Here is a 26,315-nt window from a genome sequence, read left to right as displayed (position 1 = left end):
AGCTTAATCCTGTAAGCGGGCGATCTCTTCGCCAAACTCTTTGATATCTTCGAAGCTGCGGTAGACCGAGGCAAAGCGGATATAGGCGACCTTATCGAGCTTTTTCAGCTGCTCCATCACCAGGTTACCGATCATTTTGCTCGGCACTTCACGCTCACCCAAACCACGAAGGTAAGATTTTATGTGGTTTAACGCCATCTCCACGTCGTCCGCGCTGACGGGACGTTTTTCAAGGGCCTTCAGCATTCCGCTGCGCAGTTTCTCTTCGTTAAACGGCTCACGCACGTCGTTACTTTTTACCACGCGCGGCATGACCAGCTCTGCCACCTCAAAGGTCGTAAAACGCTCGTTGCACACCAGACACTGCCGACGACGGCGTACGGATGACCCTTCGCCCACCAGGCGAGAGTCGATGACTTTGGTATCCACAGCGGAGCAGAATGGGCAATGCATACGGTATCCCTGTTATCTGGTTAACTGATTTTCATTTTACCCTGATCTGGCCTGACAACAAAGGAAGAGCTTTTTGAGACAAAGGATCTATGTCTGACACAATGATGCTGGCTACCATTAGGACGATCCGTTATTTCAAGGAAATAAACGCAATGACAAGACGTTACCTGAAAATATTGCTGGTGGGGAGCCTCTTCACCCTTAGCGCCTGTGCACAGCAAACCGAAGTCCGCCAGTTGAAACAGAGCGTCAATACGCTCAATACGGCGATGGACAAGCTGAACAAAGAAACGGTGAAAATCACCCAGCAAAACGCGCTGAATGCCAAATCCAGCAGCGGGGTTTATCTGCTGCCGGGCGCGAATACGCCTGCGCGGCTCAATAGTCAGATCGGCACGCTAAAAATGTCTCTGGTGAATGTGGCGGCGAATGCAGATGGTACTCGCGCAACATTACGTATCCAGGGAGAGTCCAACGATCCGCTTCCGGCCTTCAGCGGCACCGTCGAGTGGGGCCAGATCCAGGGCACCACGGAGAATTACCAGGAGGTGAACGTGAAGAATCAGCTCTTCACCGCCCCGGCCAGTGTTTTAGCACCAAGCGATGTGGATATTCCGCTTCAGTTAAGCGGTCTTACGCCGGAACAGTTAGGCTTTATCCGCATTCACGACATTCAACCCGCCGCGCACTAATCCCCTCCTTTTTAGCGGAGTGAAATGTCACTCCGCTAACATTTACATTTCGTATGGATTGGCAACATAAATGATTGCCGCTACAATCCCGGCCGTTTAAAGTACGCAAACGTGAACGCAATCGATTACGCGTGTGAGAGATATGTGAAACAACACATATTTTTGTGAGCAGGGATTCCTATAATAGGCACCGCAGAAACACGAAATATTTAGAAACGCAATTCGCGCATTTTTCACTCCCGGAAGGGAATTTCAATCAGTGGCATGATTATGAAAAAAACATTACTCGCAGCTGGCGCCGTGCTGGCACTGTCCTCTTCTTTCACTGTTAACGCAGCGGAAAACGACAAACCACAATACCTCTCCGACTGGTGGCACCAGAGCGTTAACGTGGTGGGCAGCTACCACACGCGTTTCGGACCACAGATTCGTAACGATACCTACCTGGAATATGAAGCATTCGCCAAGAAAGACTGGTTTGATTTCTACGGCTACATGGATGCACCGGTCTTCTTCGGTGGTAACTCTCAGGCTAAAGGTATCTGGAACCACGGCTCCCCTCTGTTCATGGAAATCGAACCACGCTTCTCCATCGACAAGCTGACCGGCACCGATCTGAGCTTCGGCCCGTTCAAAGAGTGGTACTTCGCGAACAACTACATTTACGACATGGGCCGCAACGAGTCCGGTCGTCAGAGCACCTGGTATATGGGTCTGGGTACGGACATCGACACCGGCCTGCCAATGAGCCTGTCTCTGAACGTCTATGCCAAATATCAGTGGCAGAACTATGGCGCTGAAAACCAGAACGAATGGGATGGCTATCGTTTCAAAGTGAAATACTTTGTGCCAATCACCCAGCTGTGGGGCGGTAACCTGAGCTATATCGGCTTCACCAACTTCGACTGGGGTTCAGATCTGGGCGATAAGAGCGGTTACGCAGAGAACGGTATTAAGCAGCGTACCAATGACTCCATCGCCTCCAGCCACATCCTGGCGCTGAACTACGATCACTGGCATTACTCTGTTGTGGCACGTTACTGGCACAACGGCGGCCAGTGGAACGATGACGCGAAACTGGTATGGATGAACGAACACGTCCGTTCTACCGGTTGGGGTGGTTACCTGGTTGTAGGTTACAACTTCTAATCTCGCGGTTTTTGCCGGGTGGCGGCTTCGCCTTACCCGGCCTACAAAACCTGTAGGCCCGTGCAAGCGCAGCGCCGCCTGGCAAAAAAGCCAGCTCTTAAGCTGGCTTTTTACTGCCTCACCTTACGCAAAAAATCCGCCAAAGACCTGTCCGCACTCTCGCTAAACCGCCTTTCCGTAGTCACAATATTGAGGCATCTGTCGAGCCGGAAACAGCGATAGTCATCGCGCCGTTCACACCACGCGGCCAGCAGCCAGCGCTCTCCCCAGAAGAACAGCCCCAGCGGCTGAACATCACGATTAGACAGCTGTCCTGCTTCATCACGGTAATGCAGCGCCAGCACCTGCTGGGCGGAAATTGCCTGATGAATCCTGTCATAGTCGCTGCGGGAGTGGCTTTGCATGCAAAAATCCGGGGCGTAGATCCGCGTCTGCTCCGCCTTTCGACGACTTTCATCGGGCAGAATCGCCAGCACCTTTTCCTGAGCCGACTCCAGCTCGCGCGACAGCGATTCCCCTCCCCAGGTTTTGAGCAAGCGAATCGCGACGATCAGCGCCTCGGACTCCTTATTTGTCAGCATCAGCGGCGGCAGGTCAAAGCCCGACATGAGCCGATATCCGCTCCCCGCCTCACCTTCCACCGGCACGCCGGAAAGCGACAGGTCGCGGATATCGCGATAGACCGTACGCTCGGACACGCCAAGCCGGTCCGCCAGATGCGCTGCCGTTGTCAGACGCCTGCCCCGCAGGATCTGCACAATCTGAAACAAACGGTCAGCGCGTCGGGTCATATCTTAGTCCGCTCTCAGGCAGGTTGATGGAGCCCGACGCGGTTGCCCTCGCTGTCGGTAAATAAGGCAATAGTGCCAATGCCATGCGGCAGTTCCAGCGGACCAAACACGCACTCGCCGCCCGCAGAGGCGATGCGATCGAGCGTGGCCGCCAGATTGTCAGTATGCAGGTAAATAATAGCGCCCTGCAAAGACGGTGTAACGCCGTCAAATTTTGCCAGTGCGCCTCCGGTGGCGGGATCCTCATGCGGGAAAACCGCCAGCTCCGCGCAGTCCATTTTCTCGCGACGCAGCGCGAGCTGCATCACCGGCTCATAAAATTTAATCGCGCGATCCATATCCGAGACCGGAATTTCAAACCAGTTAATGACGCTTTTCATACATCCTCCTGCCTGTTGTTTGGGTTCAGAAGGAGTCTACGACAGGGCTCCTGACAGCATACTGTCAGGAGTGTTTGTCAGGAGGAGATAAAAAAAATCCCGGTCAACCGACCGGGATTTCGATAACGCGCTAAACGTCGCCTTACGGCAGAATGGACGGCTGATCCGCCCCTTCTTTCTCGACTTTCTGCTGGAGCAGGTGCTCGCGCTTCATGCCGAGTTTTAGTGCCAGGGCGGACGCGACGTAGATAGACGACGCCGTACCGATGGTGACACCAATCAACATGGTCAGCGAGAAGCCTTCCAGTACCGGACCACCGAAGAGGAACAGCATCAGGATCACCATCAGGGTAGTACCGGAGGTGATCAAGGTACGGTGCAGCGTCTGGGTCAACGACACGTTAAAGATTTCGTACGGCGTACCGCGACGGATCTTACGGAAGTTTTCACGAATACGGTCAGATACCACGATACTGTCGTTCAGTGAGTAACCGATAACGGACATCAGGGATGCCACAATCGTCAGGTCAATCTCAATGTGGAACAGAGACAGTATGCCCATGGTGATCACCACGTCGTGCGCCAGGGCGATAACCACACCGGCCGCCAGTCGCCACTCAAAGCGGAAACCGACGTACACCAGGATGGAAATCAGCGCCACCAGCAGCGCCATCGCGCCGGTCTGCGCCAGGTCAGCACCCACGCTTGGGCCGACGAACTCAATACGCTTAACCGCTGCGTTCTGGCTGGTTGTTTCGTTAATCACGCTAACAACCTTACTGCCCAGCTCCTGGCTGCCGTTGGCATCGTGCACCGGCGGCATACGTACCATGATGTCGCGGCTGCTGCCGAAGTTCTGCAGCAGCGGCTCTTCAAAGCCCGCTTTCTGCAGCGATTCGCGCATCTGGTCCATATCGACCGGTTTTTCCAGGGAGATCTCGATGACCGTACCACCGGTGAAATCGAGACCCCAGTTAAAGCCTTTCACGCCCATAATGATGATGGACAGAATCAGCAGGAAACCTGAAATGCCGAAGGCCCAGTAGTCCCAGCGCATAAAGTCCCAGACTTTACGGCCGTGGTTCAATTGTTCAACAGTATATTCCTGTGCCACAACGCACTCCTCAGATAGACAGCTTTTTGACGCGCTTGCCGCCGTACAGCAGGTTCACGATGGCACGGGTGCCGACAATAGCGGTAAACATTGACGTTGCGACACCGATACCGGTTGTAATCGCAAAGCCTTTGATCGCGCCAGTACCCACTGCATACAGGATAAGAACCTTAATCAGTGTTGTTACGTTCGCATCGAAGATAGAGCTGAACGCGCCTTTATAACCTTCATCAATCGCCTGCTGAACAGAGCGACCGTTGCTCAACTCTTCTTTGATACGTTCGTTAATCAGTACGTTGGCGTCGACCGCCACCGCAAGGGTCAGAACGATACCCGCAATACCCGGCATGGTCAGCGTCGCCCCCGGCAGCAGGGACATAATGCCGATAATCAGCACCAGGTTCGCGATCAGCGCGGAGGTCGCAATCAGACCAAACTTCTTATAGAAGAAGATCATGAAGAGGATAGAGACCACCAGACCGGCCAGACACGCTTCCAGGCCCTGCTGGATGTTTTGCATCCCCAGCGTTGGACCAATGGTACGTTCTTCAACAATCTGAATTGGCGCAATCAGCGCACCGGCACGCAGCAGCAGAGAGAGCTGACGCGCTTCGTTCGGGTTGCTAATACCGGTAATACGGAAGCTGTTACCCAGACGAGACTGGATGTTGGCGATGTTAATCACCTCTTCCTCTTTCACCAGCACCGCACGACCATTCGCATCTTTCTTACCGCTGTCTTTGTACTCCACGAACAGGGTTGCCATCGGCTTGCCGATGTTGTCCTTGGTGAAGTTCGACATGATGTTACCACCCGCGCTATCGAGCGAGATGTTAACCTGCGGCTGGTTGTATTCGTCCTGGCTCGACGTGGAGTCGGTGATATGGTCACCGGTCAGAATCACGCGTTTGTACAGCACAACAGGCTGACCTTCGCGAGTCTGTTTCACTTCGGAATCACCCGGAATACGGCCTGCTGCGGCAGCGGACTGATCGACATTGGAATTGACCAGACGGAATTCCAGCGTGGCGGTCGCCCCCAGAATCTCTTTCGCACGCGCGGTATCCTGGATACCCGGCAGTTCAACCACGATACGGTCAGCACCCTGGCGCTGCACCAGCGGCTCAGCCACACCCAGCTGGTTTACACGGTTACGCAGAATGTTGATGTTCTGCTGAACGGCATATTCACGCGCTTCTTTCAGACGCGCATCGGTCATCACCGCGCGCAGCTGGTTGCTGCCCTGCGAGGAGATCACCAGGTCACGGTGACGTTGGGTCAGGTAATCTACAGCCTGATCGCGCGCCGCGCTGTCGCGGAACGTGATGCTCATGCCGTAGTTATCTTCTTTACGCACGGTGGTGTAAGCGATGCCTTTATCACGCAGATCGCTGCGCAGGCTGTCGATATTCTGTTCCTGCAGCTTGCCGAGCGCGGTATCCATATCCACTTCCATCAGGAAGTGAACGCCGCCACGCAGGTCAAGACCGAGTTTCATTGGCTCTGCATTCATCGCAGCCAGCCAACGCGGGGTTGCAGGGGCAAGGTTAAGCGCCACGACGTATTTATCACCCAGCACGCCCATCAGCGCTTCACGTGCGCGGAGCTGCGTGTCGGTGGTGTCGAAGCGAGCAAGAATTGCACCCTCTTCCAGAGCCACAGACTTAGCGGTAATTTTTTCTTCTTGTAACGTTTTCTGGACCTGGATCAGCGTTTGCTCACTGGCGGCGACACCGCGCGCGCCAGTGATTTGAACAGCCGGATCCTCACCATACAGGTTGGGAAGCGCGTACAGCAGGCCGACGAGAATCACGACGACCAGCATGATGTACTTCCACAAAGGATAACGGTTTAACACGGCAGTTCCCTTTGGGAAAAGTTGGGATTACAGCGCCTTCATGGTGCCTTTCGGCAGAACGGCAGCTACGAAGTCACGTTTGATGACCACTTCAGTGGTGTCGTTCAGGGCGATAGCAATGTAGCCGTTTTCAGCCACTTTGGTTACGCGACCGACCAGACCACCGTTAGTCAGCACTTCATCGCCTTTCGCAATGGAGTTCATCAGGTTTTTGTGCTCTTTGGTGCGCTTCTGCTGTGGACGCAGGATCATGAAGTAGAAGATCAGACCGAACACAACCAGCATCAGAATCAGAGACATCGGGCTGCCCTGCGCTGGAGCACCTGTTGCCGCTACCGCATCAGAAATAAAAAAGCTCATTCAAATTCCCTCATTATTAAAATTAATCAACGTTCAACGGTGGAACATCCCGCCCCTGACGTTGGTAGAAATCGGTCACGAAGCTCTCTAATTTACCCTCTTCGATAGCCTTACGTAAACCAGCCATTAAGCGCTGATAATAACGAAGATTATGAATGGTATTGAGACGCGCGCCCAAAATCTCATTGCAACGATCGAGATGATGCAGGTACGCGCGAGAATAATTGCGACAGGTATAGCAATCGCACTCGGAATCGAGCGGGCTGGTGTCACTCTTATGCTTCGCGTTACGGATTTTCACCACGCCATCGGTAACGAACAAATGGCCGTTACGCGCGTTGCGGGTTGGCATGACGCAGTCGAACATATCAATGCCGCGGCGTACGCCTTCAACCAGATCTTCCGGTTTACCCACGCCCATCAGGTATCGTGGTTTATCCGCCGGGATTTGCGGGCAGACATGTTCCAGAATACGGTGCATGTCTTCCTTCGGCTCACCCACAGCCAAACCGCCGACAGCGTAGCCATCAAAACCTATCTCTACCAGACCTTTAACCGAGATATCGCGTAAATCTTCGTAAACGCTGCCCTGGATAATGCCGAACAGCGCATTTTTGTTCTGCAGGGAGTCAAAACGGTCACGGCTACGCTTCGCCCAGCGCAGAGACATTTCCATAGAACGCTTGGCGTAGTCCCAGTCGGCCGGATACGGCGTGCATTCGTCGAAGATCATCACGATGTCAGAGCCGAGATCGTACTGAATCTCCATCGATTTTTCTGGATCGAGGAAAATCGGATCGCCGTTGATCGGGTTACGGAAGTGAACGCCCTGCTCGGTGATCTTGCGGATATCGCCCAGGCTGAAGACCTGGAAACCGCCGGAGTCGGTCAGGATAGGGCCTTTCCACTGCATGAAGTCATGCAGGTCGCCGTGGAGCTTCATGATCTCCTGACCCGGACGCAGCCACAGGTGGAAGGTATTGCCGAGGATAATCTGCGCGCCAGTGGCTTCAACTTCTTCCGGCGTCATCCCTTTTACGGTACCGTACGTGCCCACAGGCATAAACGCGGGGGTTTCCACCACGCCGCGATCAAACACCAGGCGACCGCGACGCGCGCGACCGTCGGTGGTATCGAGTTCAAATTTCATTTTTTCTCCGACGTCAGAAAAACAGTCCAACGTTGTAACACGGTGCCGCGGACTTATTCCCCGACACGCTCATTCAAAGCCTGCGGATTGTACGTGATAAACATCGCGTCACCGTAGCTAAAAAAGCGATATTTTTGTTCTACCGCAGACTTGTAGGCATTCATCGTATGCTGATAACCCGCGAATGCGGAGACCAGCATAATCAGCGTCGATTCAGGCAGATGGAAGTTGGTCACCAGCGCATCAATCACTTTGTACTGGTAGCCTGGGTAGATAAAGATCTGCGTATCGCCAAAGAATGGCTCAATAAGATCGTTCTTCGCTGCCTGCGCGGCGCTCTCAAGTGAGCGCACAGACGTCGTACCGACCGCCACGACGCGGCTGCCGCGCGCTTTCGCCGCCAGCACCGCGTCCACCACGTCCTGAGGCACTTCAGCATACTCAGAGTGCATGATGTGATCTTCAATGCTGTCCACGCGCACCGGCTGGAAGGTACCCGCGCCGACGTGCAGCGTCACGAACGCCATCTCAATGCCTTTCGCGCGCAGTTTTTCCAGCAGCGGCTCATCAAAGTGCAGACCTGCCGTTGGGGCCGCGACCGCGCCAGGCTTCTGGCTGTAGACGGTCTGATACAGCTCGCGGTCGGCCTCTTCGTCCGGACGCTCAATATACGGCGGCAGCGGCATGTGGCCGATGGCGTTCAGGATATCAAGCACCGTGCGCTCGTCGTTAAACTCCACTTCGAAAAGCGCGTCGTGGCGCGCGGTCATGGTCGCCTTGATGCTCTCATCATCGCCCAGCAGCAGCTCAGCGCCCGGCTTCGGGGCTTTGGAGGCGCGAATATGTGCCAGAATACGTTTATCATCAAGCATACGTTCGACCAGCACTTCAATCTTGCCGCCGCTGGCCTTACGGCCGAACAGGCGCGCCGGGATCACGCGGGTATTGTTAAAGACCAGCAGATCGCCAGGGTTGAGCTTGTCGAGCAAATCGGTGAAAGTACCGTGCGTCAGCTCGCCCGTTGGCCCATCCAGTGACAGTAAGCGACAGCTGCTGCGCTCAGGCATGGGATAGTGAGCAATCAGGGATTCAGGTAGTTCAAAGGAGAAATCGGCGACGCGCATGACGTATACTCGTGACTTAAAAACAGGCGGCATAGTCTAGTGCTCACACCCTTTTGCTGCAACAACTAGCCGCCCCCGGACAAATAAAACGCATGAATTTTCTCGCTCACCTGCATCTCGCGCACCTCGCTGACAGCTCCCTCTCGGGCAATTTGCTGGCCGATTTCGTACGCGGTAATCCCGCAGAAGACTACTCCCCTGAGGTTGTCGACGGGATTTTTATGCACCGCCGCATCGACGTGCTGACGGATAAACTGCCGGAAGTGACGGAAGCCAAAGCGTGGTTCCGCCCTGAAACGCGCCGCGTTGCGCCGATCACGCTCGACGTGATGTGGGATCACTTCCTGTCGCGCCACTGGGCACAGCTCTCGCCGGAGCTACCCCTGCCCGAATTTGTGCGCTATGCCCACCAGCAGGTGTCGATCATTCTGCCCGACTCGCCGCCGCGCTTTGTCAATCTGAACAACTATCTGTGGTCGGAACGCTGGCTGGAGCGCTATCGCGAGATGGACTTCATCCAGAACGTGTTAAATGGGATGGCGAGCCGTCGCCCGCGACTGGACGCGCTGCGGGATTCCTGGTATGACCTGGATGAACATTACGATGCGCTGGAGACCCGCTTCTGGCAGTTCTATCCCCGCATGATGGCGCAGGCGAAAAACAAACAGCTCTGACAGAATTCGTATTGATAGGTAAAAGCTGGCGGAACGATTGTCACCACCTCTTTGTCTTATCCATGAACACTCTCTATACTGGCTCGCGTTGCGTTCCAAATAACCTTAGTATCTACAGGAGAATCATATGGTTCTGGTAACTCGTCCGGCTCCGGATTTTACAGCTGCAGCAGTTCTGGGCAACGGTGAAATCGTTGAAAACTTCAACTTCAAACAGCACACCAACGGTAAAGCGACCGTTCTGTTCTTCTGGCCAATGGACTTCACTTTCGTTTGCCCGTCTGAGCTGATCGCGTTCGACAAACGTTATGAAGAATTCCAGAAGCGTGGCGTAGAAGTGGTTGGCGTCTCCTTCGACTCTGAATTTGTACACAACGCATGGCGTAACACCCCTGTCGACAAAGGCGGCATCGGTGCGGTGAAATACGCAATGGTTGCGGACATCAAACGCGAAATCCAGCAGGCTTACGGTATCGAACATCCGGACGCTGGCGTTGCGCTGCGCGGTTCCTTCCTGATCGACGCGAACGGCATCGTTCGTCACCAGGTTGTGAACGATCTGCCGCTGGGTCGTAACATCGACGAAATGCTGCGCATGGTTGACGCGCTGCAGTTCCACGAAGAGCACGGCGAAGTGTGCCCGGCTCAGTGGGAAAAAGGTAAAGAAGGTATGGCTGCTTCCCCAGACGGCGTGGCTAAATACCTGTCTGAGAACGTATCCAGCCTGTAATCGGCACGGTTTACGAGAAAGGCCCGCTTATGCGGGCCTTTTTTTATGCCTTACGCTGCGTTTCCCGCCAGATGCGCCAGGCCATGCCCGCCAGCAGGAGCACGCCCGCAATCAGCACGCCCCATACCAGCAGGGCGTTCATCCAGCTCGCCCGATCGGCAGCAGAGGTGGCGGTCAGACGCCCCTCGCCGCCTAACGCAACGTCATCCATAATGTCGGCCTGAGGCAGGTTCGCCATAGCATAGGTCTTACGCAGGTCGGCGGGGATCAGCATATCGGGCTCCACGCTGGCAGGCTTTGCGGCGCCGTTGCCCCAGGCAAGCACGTACGGCGCTTTCCCCTGCGCGTTGAACACCAGGTCATAGCGGTCGCGATGCCCCGTGACGCTCGGCAGGTATTCTGGCAGACGCGCATTCAGCGTCGTGATTTTCACGGCCTGCACCAGGCCCCCGCTAAGCGAAACCGGTCCGGACGTTTTTCCCTCCAGACGGTAAATCACCTCTTTTTTCAGGGGGTGCCATGCGTCTTTTTCCGTACTGCGCCACGCGATCTCCACGGGAAGGACACCATCACCGTTCAGCGAAATGCTGACAGCACTCAGCGGCTGCGGGCGCACCCAGCGCCACTGCGCTTCGCTTGTCGATAGCGGCTCCCCTTCCCCCTCAAGATTGATCTCTTCCGGAGCCGCCTGCGCAGGTGCGCTGATTGCGTTTACGCCAGTCAACGTTATCCCCTTGCTCTGCGTATTCAGCACCACCATGAGATAGCGATTCGCCACGGGAGACAAAACCGTATCGGTATCGATCCGATCGAGCTTAAGACGATCCTGACCACTGGAGACGTCCAGCAGCGGCATATCTTCGCGCAGGGTATACCAGCGCTTAAGATCCTCGCTGTAATAGACCGACGCCGTTCCCTGCCACGGCGTCTGCGGGGTATTCCAGAGCAGCTGCAGCTGGGATATGGCCAGCTCACCCGTCGTCTGCTCCGGCAAGGTCAGCAGGTAATGTTGCCCGGCTGCGGCGGCTTTTTGCCCCTCCAGCACAATCTCAACGCCGTTTCGGGAACGGAGCAGGATCTTATCGCTGTCACCGGCGTCTGAGGCAGCTGCGAGCGGCGAGGCGTCCAGCGGAAAGAGACGCAGCGCCGTGGAGTGCGCTGTGTCCTGCGGGCGCGTTGCGGCGATCAGGCTAAAGGGAACCGGCTCGCCCGACTGGTTAAAGACGCGAACATCATGCAGATCCGCTGACGTGCTCTGCTCATAGACGGCAAGCGGCAGCATCACCCGATACCACCGGGAAGGAACGGACGTGTCGAGTGAACGACCAAAGGCATAGTCCCGGGGCGATTCCACGGGTACCTCGTCGCAGAACGCCGGGCCGGAAAGCGCCAGCAGCGCGGTACACGCTACCGCTTTCATCCATTTCATTTTTCATCTCCTGTTTTTGGCGGTAGCGGCGAGAAATAGCCCACTATCAGCACCAGTATCGCCACGCCGATAAACGCCACCGCGCGCGACAGACCGCCTCCGCCCGCGCTGTCCACCAGCATCAGCTTAACCATCACCACACCCAGCAGCGCGGCCCCGCAGAGCCACTCCTGCCGGGAAGCCCGACGGGTGGCATGGATCATGCCTACCAGCGCGCTCAACATCCAGAACAGGGCAAAGCTGGTCTGGATAAGCCGCGAATCCCACAGCGATGCCATATTCCAGGCCACGTCGCCGTACCAGGCCAGGGCGCGCATCAGCGCACCGTTTAGCCACCAGAAGCCAAACGCCATGAGCGCGACGGCAGGCCACGGGCGCGCTTGCACAAGCCACGCCGGGTAGTAGCGATCCACCGCCCGATAAAAGACCACCAGACCCAGCAACGCGAACGCGGCACCTTCCTCAAGCGGGTTCACCAGCGGCAGCCAGGTCTGACGATAGACCACGCCGTCCTGGAAATTGGTCACCACCAGCAATACCAGCAGCGCCACGACTACGGGAATCGGTGCCAGGCAGGCGTAGAGCGCAGGCCACTCCCGGAACGGCCACACGCGACGCCGTACCGCAGCAGAGAGCACCATAATCACCCCGCCGCCTGCGGCCATCGCCAGTCCGCTACCCCAGGCCGCCATGCCCCACGGCAGGGACCGGGCAAACCAGTAAAGCTCGGCGGCCAGCGCCAGTAAAATCATCCAGAACAGCGACAGATGCAGCCCCATCGCGATGCGCGGCAGGAGTCTTTCGCCGTCGCGCCGCAGCAGCATTAGCGCGGCAGGAAGCGCAACGCACCAGGCCAGGTTTGACCAGCCGGCGGAGACGATCTGCTGGTGCCAGAGCTGATAACCCACCATCAGCAGCATAACCGGCCAGAGCAGCCATTTGCTGGCGTCCAGCTCTCGCCACGCCAGACGAGCGGCCACCTGCCGCCAGCCCCAGGCCGACGCCGCCGTCAGCGCCAGCACGCCCGCCAGAATCGGTAATTCCTTCGTCAATGCCAGCCGCGATGCGCCCAATAGCGCCACGAGCCAGAACAGCAGACCACCTGCCAGCAGCGCCCAGCTGACCGGCAGGAAGAGAGTCCGCCACAGCCAGGCCGCAGCCAGCCAGCAAAGGCTAAGGATGGCGAAGATAAGGAGCAGGCTCAGCGGCGTAACGCCGTTTGTTTGCGCCCACAGCGCGCTGCCGAGCGCCAGCACCAGCAGCGCCGTCCCGCTATAGCTCATCCGCCGCTGCTGCTGTTGCACGCCCAGCCAGAGGATACCCAGCCCCTCCAGCGCCCAGGCCATTGCCGTCCAGCGCGCCGACAGCGCCAGCGGAATGGCGAGCGTGGCAAACCCGCCGCCGATCGCCAGCGCCGCCATGACCAGCGGCCGTCCGAGGGAGGGATAGCGCCGCAGCGCGAGGTACGCGAGGGTGAGATAAAATGCGCCGTATCCCAGCGCGCTCAGCGCCGGGCCATATTCCCAGTACCGGGTCATGCCGTACTGCATCCCGAAGCCGATCAGCGGCGGGGCAAACAGCAGCACGCCGTCAACGATCTGCTTCCCTTTCTCCTGCGCCCGCAGCGACAGCGCCACGCTCAGCACGCCGAATATCAGCGTATTGGCAATCAGGAACAGCTGGCAAATCCAATAGTCTTCAGGCTGGTAGTCATTCAGCCCCCACAGGCCGCCCACGCCGAACGTGAACAGCAGCCCGAGCAGGTTCAACTCGCGCCAGTGCTGCCAGATGCTGATAGCAAGAATGCCGATGGACAGCAGGAGGTAGAAAGAGAACAGCGCGACAAAGCTGCCGCCCCCGGTAGACAAGAGGAGCGGGGCAAGATAGCCGCCGAGGCTCGCCAGCATGGCAAGGCTCAGCGCCTTCTGCAGCACCGCCAGCCCGACGCTCGCCGCGCAAATCACCACCAGCAGCGCAAAAGCCAGCGTCATCGGCAACATTTGCCAGAGCCGGAAGGCGCCAAACACCGTCAGGTAGAGCACGCCGGTCGCCCCGCCCTGGAGGATCAACGCATAGACGCGCTGCCTGTGCCGCAGTCGCCACCCGACAGCCAGCAGAACAATGGCAAACAGCGCGGTTGCCACGAGACGCAGCTCAAGCGGGAACAGGGAATGTTCGACGGTATAGCGCAGCAGGAAAGAGAGCCCGAGGAAGAGCAGTAGGATCCCCAGCTTCGCCAGCGGATTACCCTGCATGAACCAGCGCGCCAGCGACGTCAGGATACCGCCAAAGGCTGAAGGCTGTTTTGCCACTGGCGCAGGAGCCTGAGCGGGTTCTGCCACCGCTGCGGGAATATCGGGTCGCCAGGGGTCGACAGGCGCGGGAGCGTCCTCCACCACCGGCGCGGTCATAGCCACCGGCGCGGCGGTCTGCACCGGCTCCGGCGCGTTCTCAGGCACGCCGCGCTGCTCAAGCGCCTCTATGCGCTGGCGCAGCCGGGCAATCTCCTGCCGCGCTGCCGTACTGCGATTAAACCCGATAACCGCAAGCACGGGCGCAACCAGCAGCGCAAAAACCAGGAATAAACAGCCAAGGATGTAAAGCTCGTCCATGTTTCCACCTTCACCGTAAACGATCCGTTAAGATTGACACAAATCGTTGCATTTGCGCCATCTTAAAAGGTGGAAACATTAGCGCATTAGCTGCCGAACCAGATCGTCGCGGATACCGCAGGCAGCGCCAGCACGCCGTCCTGTATCGTCGCCTTGCCCTCTTTGCTCTTCCACGCTGCCACCTTCAGCAGCGGTGAATCATCCAGCACCACTTCGCAGGCCTCGCCCCGGTTGATCGCCACCAGCACGCGCTGCTGGTTATAGACGCGAGCAAACACCACCACGTTATCGTGGGCGTACACCACCTGACAGCCGCCGTAGCGCAGGGCGAGACTCTGCTTACGCAACTTCGCCAGGCGCTGATACAGGCTGAACAGCACCTTGTCCTGTTTCTCCGGCGCCCACGGGAAGGTTTTGCGACAGAACGGATCGTTGTTGCCGTCCAGCCCCACCTCGTCTCCGTAGTAGATGCACGGTACGCCCGGCCAGGTGAAGAGCCAGGTCACCGCCAGCGGCAGACGCGCGACATCCTTGCCGAGCAGGGATTTAAAGCGCGCGGTGTCGTGGCTATCGAGCTGGTTAAACATCCGCAGCTGCTGCTGATGCGACAGACCGGCGCGGTAGTTCTCCATCCACGCCATGCAGGTTTCAGCGTCGATATGATTCGGATCGTAGGAGATATCGGTGTTGGCGAGGAATCCCCACAGCGGGAAGGTAAAGCCGCGATAGTTCATCGCCGCATCTTCCGCATCGTTCTGCAGCCACTGGCGCGCGTCGCCAAAGTGCTCGCCAAAGACGAACGCCTCCGGATGGGCCGCTTTTGCCGAGCGCGTAATCCCGGCGACGTGCTGAAGGTTATTCCGCGCCCCGCCCGCTTCGCCGAGCATATGCACTACGTCCAGACGCCAGCCGTCCATATTCCACGGCGCCTTCAGCCAGTGGCGCACGATGCTGTCTTCCCCGCCGTAAATCTCGTTCACAAGCGTTGGCGACTGGAAATCCAGCTTCGGCAGGCTCGGGTAGCCCAGCCAGTCCAGCGCACGCCCCTCCTCATTAAAGCTATACCAGTCGCGCTGCGGCGAATCCGGGTTATGACATGCCCCGCCCATCGACTGGTTATGCCGATCAAACCACGCATGCGAATCTCCGCTGTGGTTGAACACACCGTCCAGAATGAGACGCATGCCTTCGTTTTGGGTGTTCTTACGCAGGCGCAGCAGCGCCTCGTCACCGCCAAACTGCGCGTCGACGTGGCGATAATCTTCGGTATCGTATTTATGTACGCTCGGGGCTTTAAACACCGGGTTGAGATAGAGCGCCGTCACGCCCAGTTTTTTCAGGTACGGCAGCTTTTCGCTGATGCCGTCGAGATCGCCGCCGTAGAAGGTCGATCCGCCCGCCTGCGCGGTCAGCGGCTCATCCCACGCTTTTAGGATAATGTCATGGCCCGCGGCATGGTGGTAGTAGACCTTATCCTGGTCGGCAGTGCGCTTTTCGCTGCGCGCAAAACGGTCCGGGAAAATCTGGTAAAAGACCTGATCGTTAACCCACTGCGGGCCGTTATCCGGGTAATCCACAGCAAACTGCTCCAGCCGTGCGGGCGGGAAACGGCTAAACCCCTGCGGGGTAAACCACAGCTGACGGTTGTTCCACAAAAGCTTAAAGCTGTAGCGGCGGCGCGGCTGTCCGCTGTTCAGGTCGATATTCGCCCGCCAGGCGGTGATCCCCGGCTGCGGCTGGCTGCGCAGCTTGTGCATTTTCAACCCGGTCTCTTCGTTATCGATTTCGGCGCGGAGCGTCACGCGATCGGGCTGGTTTTCCCCCGCCAGCCAGAGCGTAATCACAAGGTTGTCTTTGTTTTGCTTAACAAATGGGGCAACCGGAAGGTGCCAGGCGTTTAACATCACGAATCCCCTCTGATGAAATTGACGTCACCTTGCCACAGGGTGGTTAAGGATAGCTCACCATGATGGGATTTATTGGGGGAGGAGGACGGGGGAGGAGGCATCAGTGCGGCCTGATGCCCTCACCCTAACCCTCTCCCACGGGGAGAGGGGAAAAGGATGTTACTGCGCTTCCGCCAGTTGACGGTCGCGGCGGCATTTAAACACCCAGCCCACCAGCAGCAGCACGATCCACGCGCAGCCCACGTAGAGCGAAATGCGGGTGTCCGGATGGTAGCCAATCAGGCCAATGATAAACACCAGGAAAATCAGCCCGACGACGGTGGTCGCAACGCCGCCCGGTACTTTGAACTTCAGCGCTTTCGCCTCATCCGGCGACAGGCGACGGCGGAAGGCAATCTGCGACAGCAGAATCATGATCCACACCCACACCGTTGCGAAGGTCGCCAGGGACGCAATCACCAGGAAGACGTTCTCCGGCATGATGTAGTTCAGGTAAACCGAGAACAGCAGCGCCACGGTCATCACCACGACGGTCACCCACGGCGTGCCGCGGCGCGAGGTTTTGGCGAACACCTTCGGCGCACTGCCCTGCTCCGCCATGCCGTGCAGCATACGGCCCACGCCAAAGACGTCGCTGTTGATCGCCGAAAGCGACGCGGTCAGCACCACAAAGTTGAGAATGCTGGCCGCAAATGCAATGCCCATATGCTGGAAGGTCAGGACAAACGGGCTACCGTTGGTACCCACCTGATTCCACGGGTAAATGGACATGATCACGAACAGCGTACCCACGTAAAACACCAGAATACGCATCGGCACCGAGTTGATCGCGCGCGGAATGGATTTCTCCGGGTCTTTCGCTTCCCCGGCGGTGATACCGATAATCTCGATACCGCCGTAGGCAAACATCACCATCTGCAGCGACATCACCATCCCGAGCCAGCCGTTGCTGAAGAAGCCACCGTTGCTCCAGAGGTTGTGGATCCCGGTCGGCTGCCCGCCGTTGCCAATCCCCCAGATGATAATCCCGAAACCGGCCACAATCATGATGATGATGGTGGCGACCTTGAAGAAGGAGAACCAGAACTCCAGCTCGCCAAACACCTTCACGCTCATCAGGTTGACGGCGCAAATGATTAGCACCACGCTCAGCACCCAAATCCAGTGCGGTACCGCCGGGAACCAGACGCCCATGTAGATGCCAAACGCCGTCACGTCGGCAATCGCCACAATCAGGATTTCGAAGCAGTAGGTCCAGCCGGTGATAAACCCGGCCAGCGGGCCGAGGTTTTCCTGCGCGTAGCGGGAGAATGAGCTGGCGGAGGGGTTGTGAACCGACATTTCGCCGAGGGCGCGCATGATGATATACGCCGCCACGCCGCCGATGATGTACGCCAGCAGCACGCTGGGACCGGCCATTTTGATGGCATCTGCCGAGCCATAAAAAAGACCGGTGCCGATAGCCGAGCCCAGCGCCATAAAGCGGATGTGGCGTGTGCTCAATCCACGTTTAAGTTTGTTAGTGCTTTCCATTTAAATCTTGCCATTCAACACGAAAAAACAAAAAACCACGGGGCCTTAAGCCCCGTGGTTAAACAGTTTGTTGCCGTTGATTAATGGGCGTTCGATGCGACCTGACGCCCTGCGGCACGGTCCCAGATAATCGCCAGAACCAGCGCAACAACGGTAGGCATCAGCCAGGCCAGACCCTGCTCGGACAGCGGCAGACGCTGTGTCCAGGCTGGCAGAACTTCCGCGAACGCTGATGCTTTAATCCCGTCAAGGATACCAAAAATCAGGCTGATAAACATGGCTGGCGCAATAATTCGTGAGGAGTTGTTCCACCACGGGCGGGTGAAGCTCAGCACCACCAGCACGATGCACGGCGGATAAATCGCCGTCAGTACCGGAATAGAGACCTGAATCAGGTGGCTCAGACCGAGGTTGGACACCGCCATGGAGAAGATACCAAGGATAAACACCAGGGTACGGTAAGAGAGCGGCAGATACTGCGCAAAGAACTCAGCACAGGCGCAGGTGAGGCCAACCGCGGTAACCAGACAGGCCAGGAAGATGAGCGCCGCCAGCAGCATACTGCCCGCACCACCGAAGGTGTGCTGAACGTAGGCGTGCAGGATAGCCGCACCGTTGGCGTTCTGATCGACCAGCATGGCGCTATCGGAGCCCAGACGGAACAGCGCCAGATACAGCAGCGTCAGCCCTACGCCAGCCATCAGACCGGCCCAGATGGTATAGCGGGTCAGCAGACGCGCTTCGGTCACACCGCGGGAACGCGCGGCGTTAACGATAACGATACCAAACACCATCGCGCCCAGCGTATCCATCGTCAGGTAGCCGTTCACGAAGCCGTTAGAAAACGCGGCGTTTTTGTAGGCGTCCATCGCGTCGCTAATCGGGCCGGCGGGCCAGACGATGGCGGCTACCGCCAGGACAATCAGCGCCACAATTTTCAGCGGAGCCAGGAAGTTACCCACGGTATCCAACAGCTTGCCAGGATAGAGGGAAACCAGAATCACGATAGCGAAGTAGATCAGGCTGTAGATGAACAGCGGCATCGCGCCGTCACCGGTCAGGGGAGCAATCCCCACTTCGAAGGAAACGGTCGCGGTACGCGGGGTGGCAAACAGCGGCCCCACGGCCAGATAGCAGACGGTTGCCAGCAGAACGCCTGCCACTTTGCCGATCGGGGAGCTGAGGCTATCCACACCGCCGCCGACTTTCGCCAGCGCGATGACGGTCAGCACCGGCAGACCCACGGCAGTAATCAGGAAACCAAACGCGGCGGTCCAGACGTGTTCACCCGCCTGTAAGCCAACCATTGGAGGGAAAATGATGTTGCCTGCGCCAACGAACAGCGCAAATGTCATAAAGCCCAGCGCGATGATGTCACGCGATTTTAAGTGATGGGTCATAAAACCTTACTGCCTGTGGATGTGGTGTTGAAAACATTGAGATTTTCGATATCCCTGACGGGACGATACAGCCGAAAATTTGCTCAATTTCAGCGGGAAATGCTCCCGTCCTGGCGTGGAGAAGAATAGTTTTTCGATTTACCACGCAAATACAGTCGGTCTGACAGTATCTGGGGCGCAATTTAAACGCTTATAACGTTTAAAGGCAAGGTGGGATCGTAAAACCAGAACAATATGCCAGCATGAAAATACGCACCAGCACAATATGCTGTTTATAAGAAAAACCCATGGCTAATCATGCGAACAAAAAACAGCCAGCCGTATAAAATTCATCCGCGTTTCGCTTGACTGCAAAGCAAACGGGCCAGCGATGGCTGACCCGTGGAAAGGTAAAATGACACGCCCGCCGTCAGGCGATCTTTTTGGCAATTAATCGTTCCGGGATAACGAAGCTGAAGCGGGTTCCTTTACCCAGGGTACTCTGAATATCGAGACGGCTTTCATGGTGGTTGACCGCGTGTTTCACAATCGCCAGCCCGAGGCCGCTTCCGCCCGTCTGCCGCGATCGCGCTTTATCCACACGGTAGAAGCGCTCGGTCAGACGCGGAATATGCTCCGGCGCAATCCCCGGCCCGTTGTCCTCCACGCTAAACTCGGCCCCCGTTGGGGTATGGTGCCAGCGCACCACGATATCCGTCCCCTCCGGCGTATGATTCACCGCATTATACACCAGGTTGGAAATGGCGCTGCGCAGCTCATCTTCACTGCCCAGCACCTTCAGCGTGTTGTCGACGTCAAAGGTCAGGTGGTGCTTTTTGTGGCTTAACGTCTGCGCTTCACGCTCTACGACCCGCAGCATCATCGGGACATCAATGGTGTCATTCAGCGCGAGCGTTGGCGCCGCTTCAATCTTCGAGAGCGTCAGCAACTGCTTCACCAGGCCTTCCATCCGGTGCGTTTGCTCGCGCATGGTGTGCAGCGCTTTTTCACGCGGCGCACCTTCCAGCGTTTGCTCCTGCATCATCTCCAGGTAGCCCTGCAGCACGGTCAACGGGGTTCGCAGTTCGTGGCTGACGTTGGCGAAGAAATTACGACGCGCCCCTTCCAGCTGGTGCATCTGGGTGACATCGCGCGCCACCATCAGCCACTGCTTATCGCTGTAGGGCATCACGCGGATCTCAAGATGGCGACCATTATTGAGCTTGAGATTGTGCGGACGGGTGAAATCACGCTTTTTCAGGTACAGCGTGAACTCGGGATAACGCAGAAGGTTGAGGATATTCTGTCCATTGTCATCCGGCCAGCGCAGGCCCAGCAGCTGCTGCGCCAGGCCGTTACACCAGAAGATCGTCCCTTCTTCGGTCGTCAGAATCACGGCATCCGGCAGCGATTCTGCACCGCTGCGAAAACGCTTAATCAGGCTTCCCAGCTCGCGGCGGCGCTTTTTATTACGCATCTGCATCTGATGCAGACCGTACAGCAGCGGCTCCCAGCTGCCGCTTCCCGGCGGCGGCGTCATGCTTCGGTCAACCCACAGCCACCAGGAGAGGCGCAGCAGGTTCCAGAAATGCCAGATGAGCAGCCCGGTGACCGACGCCAGCAGAAACCACGGCAGGTGTCCAAGAAAGGCCCCCAGAATGAAGGCCGGAATACAGCATAAAATCAGTTCAAAGACGAGCCTTTTCCATGACAGACGTTCCAGCACGCGTCACACTCCTGTCATTGTTCAGAAACGGGTAGAAAAACGATAACCCGTGCCGCGGACCGTCTGCACCATGCGATCGTGGCCGCTCAGTTCCAGTGCTTTTCGCAGGCGGCGGATATGTACGTCAACCGTCCGGTCTTCGACATACACGTTAGTTCCCCAGACGTTATTCAGCAACTGCTCGCGGCTGTAAACGCGCTCCGGGTGGGTCATAAAGAAGTGCAGGAGTTTAAATTCGGTAGGCCCCATGTCGAGGGGATTTTCACCGGTCATCACGCGGTGAGACGTCGGATCAAGGCTCAGCCCCTGCATTTCGATCACCTCTTCCACCGCCATCGGCGAAATACGGCGCATTACGGCTTTAATGCGGGCCACCAGCTCTTTGGGAGAGAACGGTTTGGTAATGTAATCGTCCGCGCCGGTCTCCAGACCACGCACGCGATCCTCTTCTTCTCCGCGCGCCGTGAGCATCACGACCGGTATATCGCGGGTCAGCGCTTCACGCTTCAGGTGTTTGATAAACTGCAGTCCGGAGCCGCCGGGCAACATCCAGTCCAGCAGAATCAGATCGGGCCAGGGTTCATTCAGCTGGTTCACTGCACTGTCATAATCTTCTGCTTCAACCGGCTGGAAGCCATTTTGTTCGAGCACGAAGCACACCATTTCACGAATTGGAGCTTCATCTTCTACGACCAGAATACGTCTCGCCATACTTTGCCCTGTCTTATCTTATTTACGTTACAAGTTTGTAATTCGGCGCCATTATGCGTCAGATTTATGACAGATTTATGAAAAACAGTACCACGTTAACGGGCAAACCGTTGTTTTATTACAGCGGTTATTTTCCCTTCTCTGAACGTTTATAATCCTGCTTTCTCTTTTTTGCCACGGATCAGCTATGCGCATACTTCACACCTCGGACTGGCATCTGGGTCAAAATTTTTACAGCAAAAGCCGTGCGGCTGAACATGAAGCGTTCCTGGGCTGGCTGCTGGAAACGGCCCGGACGCACGAGGTGGACGCGATTATTGTGGCGGGTGACATCTTTGATACCGGCTCGCCGCCGAGCTATGCGCGCGAGCTGTATAACCGCTTCGTGGTGAATCTGCAGCAAACCGGCTGTCATCTGGTGATTGTCGCCGGCAACCATGATTCCGTCGCAACGCTGAATGAATCCCGCGACATCCTGGCGTTTCTCAATACCACCGTCGTCGCCAGCGCCGGGCACGGCCCGCAGATCCTGAAAAAGCGCGACGGGTCGCCGGGAGCGGTGCTGTGTCCGATACCGTTTTTACGTCCGCGCGACATCGTGCAAAGCCAGGCGGGGCTGTCGGGCGCGGAAAAGCAGCAACATTTATTACAGGCCATCACCGACTATTACCACCAGCAGCACGCCGAAGCCTGTGCCCTGCGCGGTGACCAGTCGATTCCGGTGATTGCGACCGGGCACCTCACCACCGTCGGGGCCAGTAAAAGTGACGCCGTGCGTGACATCTATATCGGCACGCTGGATGCCTTTCCGGCGCAGCACTTCCCGCCCGCCGACTACATTGCCCTCGGGCACATTCACCGGGCGCAGATCGTCGGCGGCTGCGAGCACATCCGCTACTGCGGCTCCCCCCTTTCGCTCAGCTTTGACGAAACGGGCAAAGCCAAATCCGTACATCTGGTGACCTTCTCCAACGGGAAACTCAGCGCCGTCGACACGCTGGAGGTGCCCGTTACTCAGCCGCTGGCCGTGCTGAAAGGCGATCTCGATGCCATCACCGCCCAACTGGAGCAGTGGCGCGGCGTCGAGCAAGATCCCCCCATCTGGCTGGACATCGAAATCACCACCGACGACTACCTGCACGATATGCAGCGAAAAATCCAGGCGCTGACCGAAGATTTGCCGGTTGAGGTCTTGCTGGTGCGCCGCAGCCGCGAGCAGCGCGAGAAAATCCTGTTAAGCGCCCAACGCGAAACGCTCAGTGAACTGGGGGTCGAAGAGGTGTTTGAACGCAGACTCTCGCAGGAGGAAATCGACGAGGCGAAGCGCGCAAGGCTCAGCGAACTGTTCAGCCATACCCTGCATGCGCTCAATGAGGAGGAAGAAAACGCGTGAAAATTTTGAGCCTGCGACTGAAAAATCTTAACTCCCTCAAGGGCGAGTGGAAAATTGATTTTACCGCTGAGCCGTTTGCCAGCAACGGGCTGTTTGCCATCACCGGCGCGACCGGGGCAGGTAAAACCACCCTGCTCGACGCCATCTGTCTGGCGCTTTATCACGAAACGCCGCGACTGCAGAAGGTCTCCCAGGCGCAAAACGACCTGATGACGCGCGACACCGCCGAGTGCCTGGCGGAAGTGGAGTTCGAGGTAAAAGGCACCGCCTATCGCGCCTTCTGGAGCCAGAACCGCGCGCGCAACCAGCCGGACGGGAACCTGCAGGCGCCGCGCGTGGAGCTGGCACGCTGCGAAGATGGCAAAATCCTGGCCGACAAAGTGACGGATAAGCTGGAGCAAACCGCCGCGCTCACCGGGCTGGACTATGGGCGCTTTACCCGCTCCATGCTGCTTTCACAGGGGCAGTTTGCTGCCTTTCTCAACGCCAAACCGAGCGATCGCGCCGAGCTGCTGGAAGAGCTGACCGGCACCGAAATCTACGGTCAGATTTCCGCCATGGTGTTTGAGAAACACAAAGCCGCCCGCAGCGTGCTTGAAAAGTGCGAGGCGCAGGCGGCGGGCGTCGTGCTGTTGAGCGAAGAACAACAGCAGCAGTTACAGCAAAGTTTGCAGGCACTTACTGACGAAGAGAAAACCCTGCTGGAACAGCAGCAAAACCAACAGAAAGATTTTCAGTGGCTTACGCGCCATGATGAGCTCGTGCGCGAGCAACAGCGCGTCACCGCGATGCAGCAGCTGGCGCAACAGGCGCTGACGGACGCTGCGCCTGAACTGGCAAAACTGCAGCTTGCTCTCCCCGCCGCCCAGCTTCGGCCGCTTTGGGATCATCAGCAGGAGCAAACCGCGCGCCTGACGCAAACCCAGCAGCGAATTATCGAAGTAAATACTCGCTTACAGACCAGAACCGCGCTGCGTTCGCGTATCCGCAATACCGCCCTGCGTGACCACGAGCAGCTTCAGACCGAACTGACGGCGCTGGCGCAGTGGCTGGCGGAGCACGAGCGCTATCGTCTGTTAGGTCAGGAGATTGCAGGCTGGCGTGCCCAGTTCTCGCAGCTTAACCGCGATAAAACGCAGTTAGCCTCGCTTGCTGCGCGGATAGGTGAATTACGCAACAGGCTGGCTGCGATGCCGGAAAATGCGCTGACGCTGACGGCGGATGAGGTCAGCGCGGCCATGGAGCAGCAGTCCCGGTTACGCACACTGCGCCAGCAGCTAACGTCGCTGCATGCCCGCTATCAGCCGCTGCAAAAGCGCCTGCGCCAGAGCAGTGAAAGCATGCAGAAGGCGCAGGCTGAACAAAGTAAGCTTAATGAAACGCTGACGCTGCGCCGCCAGCAGTACAAAGAGAAAAACCAGCATTATCTCGATCTAAAAGCCCTGTGCGAAACCGAAGCAACAATTAAGAAGCTGGAGCATTACCGTTCCCAGCTTGAGGCGGGCAAACCCTGTCCGCTGTGCGGTTCCTGCGAACATCCGGCCGTTGAGCAATATCAGTCGCTTGAGCTGACGGATAACCAGCGCCGCCGTGATGCCCTGGAAAAAGAGGTCGCCGCCCTTAAAGAGGAAGGCCTGCTGGTGCTGGGACAGGTCAATGCCCTGACTCAGCAGATCCAGCGCGAGACAGACGACGCGCAGACGCTTTCTCAGGAAGAGCAAGCGCTCACTAAAGAGTGGGTGGCGGCCTGCACGTCCCTGAACATTACCTTGAATATTCAGGACGATATCGCGCCATGGTTGAACGAACAGGAACTTTACGAGCGCCAGCTTTATCAGCTCAGTCAGCGTCTCACCCTGCAGAACCAGCTGAGCGAACAGGAAGCGCAGGAGCGGCAGTATCAGCAGCAGCTGGCGGCTACGCGGCAGGCGCTGGAGCATGCCCTGCTCGCGCTCTCACTTAACGCACCTGAAGAGGGTCAGGAAGCCGCCTGGCTTCAGGCCCGTGAAGCTGAATTCGCGCAGTGGCAGGAGAAACAAACGCAGCACGGCGTGCTTCAGGAACGTATAAACGCCCTGAAGCCATTGCTCGACGCGCTTCCGGCAACGAACAGCGAAGACACCGAACCGGTTATTCCTGATAACTGGCGCGCCATCCACGACGAATGCGTGTCGCTGCAAAGCCAGCTTACCGCGCAACAGCAGCAGGAAGCGCTGGAGCGAGAGCGCCTGCAGCAGTCGCAGACGCAGTTCACCGCGGCGCTCTCGGCAAGCTGCTTTGCCGACCAGGACGCGTTTCTTGCCGCCCTGCTGGATGACGATGCCATTCGCCATCTCGAACAGCGAAAGCAGTCGCTGGAAAACCAGATACAGCAGGCCGCGGCGCTGTGCGGGCAAGCGAACCAACAGCTACAGTCTCATCTGGCGCAGAGGCCGCAAGGGCTCGACGCCGATGTACCCACGCTGCAAATCCAGCTGCAGCAGTTGGCGCAACAGCTGCGCGAGAACACCACGCATCAGGGCGAGATCCGTCAGCAGCTTAAGCAGGACAGCGATAACCGGCAGCACCAGCTGGCGTTGATGCAGCAAATTGAAGAGGCCGCGCGCCAGGCGGATGACTGGGGGTACCTGAACGCGCTGATCGGCTCCAGCACCGGCGACAAGTTCCGTAAGTTCGCCCAGGGGCTGACGCTGGACAATCTTGTCTGGCTTGCTAACCAGCAGCTTAACCGTCTGCACGGGCGTTATTTATTGCAGCGTAAGGCCAGCGACGCGCTGGAGCTGGAAGTAGTGGATACGTGGCAGGCAGACGCAGTCCGCGATACCCGCACCCTCTCCGGCGGCGAGAGCTTCCTGGTCAGCCTGGCGCTGGCGCTGGCGCTTTCCGACCTGGTAAGTCATAAAACGCGGATCGATTCCCTGTTCCTGGATGAAGGGTTCGGCACGCTCGACAGTGAGACGCTGGATACGGCGCTGGATGCGCTCGACGCGCTGAACGCCACCGGGAAAACCATCGGCGTGATCAGCCACGTAGAGGCGATGAAAGAGCGTATTCCGGTGCAGATCAAAGTGAAGAAGATTAACGGGCTGGGGTATAGCAAGCTGGATAAGGTATTTGCGGTGGAATGAATGGGGGATCGTGCGGTCTGAT

Annotated in this window: 21 protein-coding genes; 6 read left to right on the top strand and 15 right to left on the bottom strand. The window is 57.5% G+C overall.

Annotated features, from left to right (window positions below):
• Window positions 1–3: 3 nt before the first annotated feature.
• Window positions 4–453 (bottom strand): transcriptional regulator NrdR, encoded by a 450-nt coding sequence (gene nrdR, locus ACMGGQ_RS02885; RefSeq protein ID WP_008503337.1) that lies wholly within the window; start codon window positions 451–453, stop codon window positions 4–6.
• Window positions 454–605: 152 nt separating this feature from the next.
• Between nrdR and ACMGGQ_RS02880 the strand changes: the two genes are divergently transcribed.
• On the top strand, window positions 606–1,145 hold the full coding sequence (locus ACMGGQ_RS02880) for a DUF3251 domain-containing protein (protein WP_045909789.1): 540 nt from the start codon (window positions 606–608) through the stop codon (window positions 1,143–1,145).
• A 270-nt stretch (window positions 1,146–1,415) separates the two neighbouring features.
• The gene (locus tag ACMGGQ_RS02875; RefSeq protein WP_025912622.1) at window positions 1,416–2,294 is read left to right on the top strand and encodes a nucleoside-specific channel-forming protein Tsx; all 879 of its coding nucleotides are present in this window, start codon (window positions 1,416–1,418) and stop codon (window positions 2,292–2,294) included.
• Window positions 2,295–2,404: 110 nt separating this feature from the next.
• Here the strand turns inward: ACMGGQ_RS02875 and ACMGGQ_RS02870 are convergent, their stop codons facing one another.
• The 7 genes from ACMGGQ_RS02870 to queA form a co-directional block, all read right to left on the bottom strand.
• Window positions 2,405–3,085 (bottom strand): helix-turn-helix transcriptional regulator, encoded by a 681-nt coding sequence (locus ACMGGQ_RS02870; RefSeq protein ID WP_420289565.1) that lies wholly within the window; start codon window positions 3,083–3,085, stop codon window positions 2,405–2,407.
• Window positions 3,086–3,099: 14 nt separating this feature from the next.
• The gene (locus tag ACMGGQ_RS02865) at window positions 3,100–3,465 is read right to left on the bottom strand and encodes a VOC family protein (RefSeq protein ID WP_008503341.1); all 366 of its coding nucleotides are present in this window, start codon (window positions 3,463–3,465) and stop codon (window positions 3,100–3,102) included.
• Between the two features lie 142 nt (window positions 3,466–3,607).
• Window positions 3,608–4,579: a protein translocase subunit SecF gene (gene secF / locus ACMGGQ_RS02860; protein ID WP_048225871.1), complete on the bottom strand. Its 972-nt coding sequence runs from the start codon at window positions 4,577–4,579 to the stop codon at window positions 3,608–3,610.
• Between the two features lie 10 nt (window positions 4,580–4,589).
• Window positions 4,590–6,437 (bottom strand): protein translocase subunit SecD, encoded by a 1,848-nt coding sequence (gene secD, locus ACMGGQ_RS02855; RefSeq protein ID WP_072052285.1) that lies wholly within the window; start codon window positions 6,435–6,437, stop codon window positions 4,590–4,592.
• Window positions 6,438–6,464: 27 nt separating this feature from the next.
• Window positions 6,465–6,797 (bottom strand): preprotein translocase subunit YajC, encoded by a 333-nt coding sequence (gene yajC / locus ACMGGQ_RS02850; RefSeq protein WP_003859109.1) that lies wholly within the window; start codon window positions 6,795–6,797, stop codon window positions 6,465–6,467.
• 22 nt (window positions 6,798–6,819) lie between these two features.
• A complete protein-coding gene (tgt, locus tag ACMGGQ_RS02845) occupies window positions 6,820–7,947 on the bottom strand; it encodes a tRNA guanosine(34) transglycosylase Tgt (RefSeq protein WP_003859110.1) in 1,128 nt (375 codons plus the stop codon).
• A 53-nt stretch (window positions 7,948–8,000) separates the two neighbouring features.
• Window positions 8,001–9,071 (bottom strand): tRNA preQ1(34) S-adenosylmethionine ribosyltransferase-isomerase QueA, encoded by a 1,071-nt coding sequence (gene queA / locus ACMGGQ_RS02840; RefSeq protein WP_048030078.1) that lies wholly within the window; start codon window positions 9,069–9,071, stop codon window positions 8,001–8,003.
• Between the two features lie 92 nt (window positions 9,072–9,163).
• On the opposite strand from queA, the gene acpH reads away from it, so the two are divergent.
• Window positions 9,164–9,745 (top strand): ACP phosphodiesterase, encoded by a 582-nt coding sequence (acpH, locus tag ACMGGQ_RS02835; RefSeq protein ID WP_235401491.1) that lies wholly within the window; start codon window positions 9,164–9,166, stop codon window positions 9,743–9,745.
• 127 nt (window positions 9,746–9,872) lie between these two features.
• Window positions 9,873–10,475, top strand: coding sequence for a peroxiredoxin (locus ACMGGQ_RS02830; RefSeq protein ID WP_008503347.1), 603 nt, complete (start codon window positions 9,873–9,875; stop codon window positions 10,473–10,475).
• A gap of 43 nt (window positions 10,476–10,518) precedes the next feature.
• Here the strand turns inward: ACMGGQ_RS02830 and ACMGGQ_RS02825 are convergent, their stop codons facing one another.
• From ACMGGQ_RS02825 to phoB, 7 genes are all read right to left on the bottom strand, one after another.
• The gene (locus ACMGGQ_RS02825; protein ID WP_420289564.1) at window positions 10,519–11,904 is read right to left on the bottom strand and encodes a DUF3999 domain-containing protein; all 1,386 of its coding nucleotides are present in this window, start codon (window positions 11,902–11,904) and stop codon (window positions 10,519–10,521) included.
• On the bottom strand, window positions 11,901–14,516 hold the full coding sequence (locus ACMGGQ_RS02820) for a DUF2339 domain-containing protein (RefSeq protein WP_420289563.1): 2,616 nt from the start codon (window positions 14,514–14,516) through the stop codon (window positions 11,901–11,903). Before ACMGGQ_RS02820 ends, ACMGGQ_RS02825 begins: the two co-directional genes overlap by 4 nt.
• A gap of 86 nt (window positions 14,517–14,602) precedes the next feature.
• Window positions 14,603–16,420 (bottom strand): maltodextrin glucosidase, encoded by a 1,818-nt coding sequence (gene malZ / locus ACMGGQ_RS02815; RefSeq protein WP_420289562.1) that lies wholly within the window; start codon window positions 16,418–16,420, stop codon window positions 14,603–14,605.
• 162 nt (window positions 16,421–16,582) lie between these two features.
• Complete coding sequence (proY, locus tag ACMGGQ_RS02810) at window positions 16,583–17,956, bottom strand: proline-specific permease ProY (RefSeq protein ID WP_008503261.1); 1,374 nt, start codon at window positions 17,954–17,956, stop codon at window positions 16,583–16,585.
• Between the two features lie 80 nt (window positions 17,957–18,036).
• Window positions 18,037–19,356: a branched-chain amino acid transporter carrier protein BrnQ gene (brnQ, locus tag ACMGGQ_RS02805; protein WP_045909798.1), complete on the bottom strand. Its 1,320-nt coding sequence runs from the start codon at window positions 19,354–19,356 to the stop codon at window positions 18,037–18,039.
• 409 nt (window positions 19,357–19,765) lie between these two features.
• The gene (gene phoR / locus ACMGGQ_RS02800; RefSeq protein ID WP_045909799.1) at window positions 19,766–21,061 is read right to left on the bottom strand and encodes a phosphate regulon sensor histidine kinase PhoR; all 1,296 of its coding nucleotides are present in this window, start codon (window positions 21,059–21,061) and stop codon (window positions 19,766–19,768) included.
• Window positions 21,062–21,082: 21 nt separating this feature from the next.
• Window positions 21,083–21,772, bottom strand: a complete 690-nt coding sequence (gene phoB, locus ACMGGQ_RS02795) for a phosphate response regulator transcription factor PhoB (RefSeq protein ID WP_008503265.1) — start codon at window positions 21,770–21,772, stop codon at window positions 21,083–21,085.
• A 187-nt stretch (window positions 21,773–21,959) separates the two neighbouring features.
• On the opposite strand from phoB, the gene sbcD reads away from it, so the two are divergent.
• Window positions 21,960–23,165 carry an exonuclease subunit SbcD gene (gene sbcD, locus ACMGGQ_RS02790; protein WP_420289561.1) on the top strand — a complete coding sequence of 402 codons (1,206 nt, stop codon included), beginning with the start codon at window positions 21,960–21,962 and terminating at the stop codon, window positions 23,163–23,165.
• Window positions 23,162–26,293 (top strand): exonuclease subunit SbcC, encoded by a 3,132-nt coding sequence (sbcC, locus tag ACMGGQ_RS02785; RefSeq protein ID WP_420289560.1) that lies wholly within the window; start codon window positions 23,162–23,164, stop codon window positions 26,291–26,293. The genes sbcD and sbcC overlap by 4 nt, the downstream gene beginning before the upstream one ends.
• Window positions 26,294–26,315 lie beyond the last annotated feature (22 nt).

This window comes from Enterobacter sp. BNK-13 (assembly GCF_048685015.1).
Lineage (GTDB): Bacteria > Pseudomonadota > Gammaproteobacteria > Enterobacterales > Enterobacteriaceae > Enterobacter > Enterobacter quasiroggenkampii.
This window is presented reverse-complemented; position numbering and strand designations above follow the sequence as displayed.

Bases quoted from the DNA above. Each gene is read 5' to 3' on its own strand.
- nrdR (WP_008503337.1), bottom strand. From the start codon at position 453: ATGCATTGCCCATTCTGCTCCGCTGTGGATACCAAAGTCATCGACTCT.
- ACMGGQ_RS02880 (WP_045909789.1), top strand. From the start codon at position 606: ATGACAAGACGTTACCTGAAAATATTGCTGGTGGGGAGCCTCTTCACC.
- ACMGGQ_RS02875 (WP_025912622.1), top strand. From the start codon at position 1,416: ATGAAAAAAACATTACTCGCAGCTGGCGCCGTGCTGGCACTGTCCTCT.
- ACMGGQ_RS02870 (WP_420289565.1), bottom strand. From the start codon at position 3,085: ATGACCCGACGCGCTGACCGTTTGTTTCAGATTGTGCAGATCCTGCGG.
- ACMGGQ_RS02865 (WP_008503341.1), bottom strand. From the start codon at position 3,465: ATGAAAAGCGTCATTAACTGGTTTGAAATTCCGGTCTCGGATATGGAT.
- yajC (WP_003859109.1), bottom strand. From the start codon at position 6,797: ATGAGCTTTTTTATTTCTGATGCGGTAGCGGCAACAGGTGCTCCAGCG.
- tgt (WP_003859110.1), bottom strand. From the start codon at position 7,947: ATGAAATTTGAACTCGATACCACCGACGGTCGCGCGCGTCGCGGTCGC.
- queA (WP_048030078.1), bottom strand. From the start codon at position 9,071: ATGCGCGTCGCCGATTTCTCCTTTGAACTACCTGAATCCCTGATTGCT.
- acpH (WP_235401491.1), top strand. From the start codon at position 9,164: ATGAATTTTCTCGCTCACCTGCATCTCGCGCACCTCGCTGACAGCTCC.
- ACMGGQ_RS02830 (WP_008503347.1), top strand. From the start codon at position 9,873: ATGGTTCTGGTAACTCGTCCGGCTCCGGATTTTACAGCTGCAGCAGTT.
- ACMGGQ_RS02825 (WP_420289564.1), bottom strand. From the start codon at position 11,904: ATGAAATGGATGAAAGCGGTAGCGTGTACCGCGCTGCTGGCGCTTTCC.
- ACMGGQ_RS02820 (WP_420289563.1), bottom strand. From the start codon at position 14,516: ATGGACGAGCTTTACATCCTTGGCTGTTTATTCCTGGTTTTTGCGCTG.
- malZ (WP_420289562.1), bottom strand. From the start codon at position 16,420: ATGTTAAACGCCTGGCACCTTCCGGTTGCCCCATTTGTTAAGCAAAAC.
- proY (WP_008503261.1), bottom strand. From the start codon at position 17,956: ATGGAAAGCACTAACAAACTTAAACGTGGATTGAGCACACGCCACATC.
- brnQ (WP_045909798.1), bottom strand. From the start codon at position 19,356: ATGACCCATCACTTAAAATCGCGTGACATCATCGCGCTGGGCTTTATG.
- phoB (WP_008503265.1), bottom strand. From the start codon at position 21,772: ATGGCGAGACGTATTCTGGTCGTAGAAGATGAAGCTCCAATTCGTGAA.
- sbcD (WP_420289561.1), top strand. From the start codon at position 21,960: ATGCGCATACTTCACACCTCGGACTGGCATCTGGGTCAAAATTTTTAC.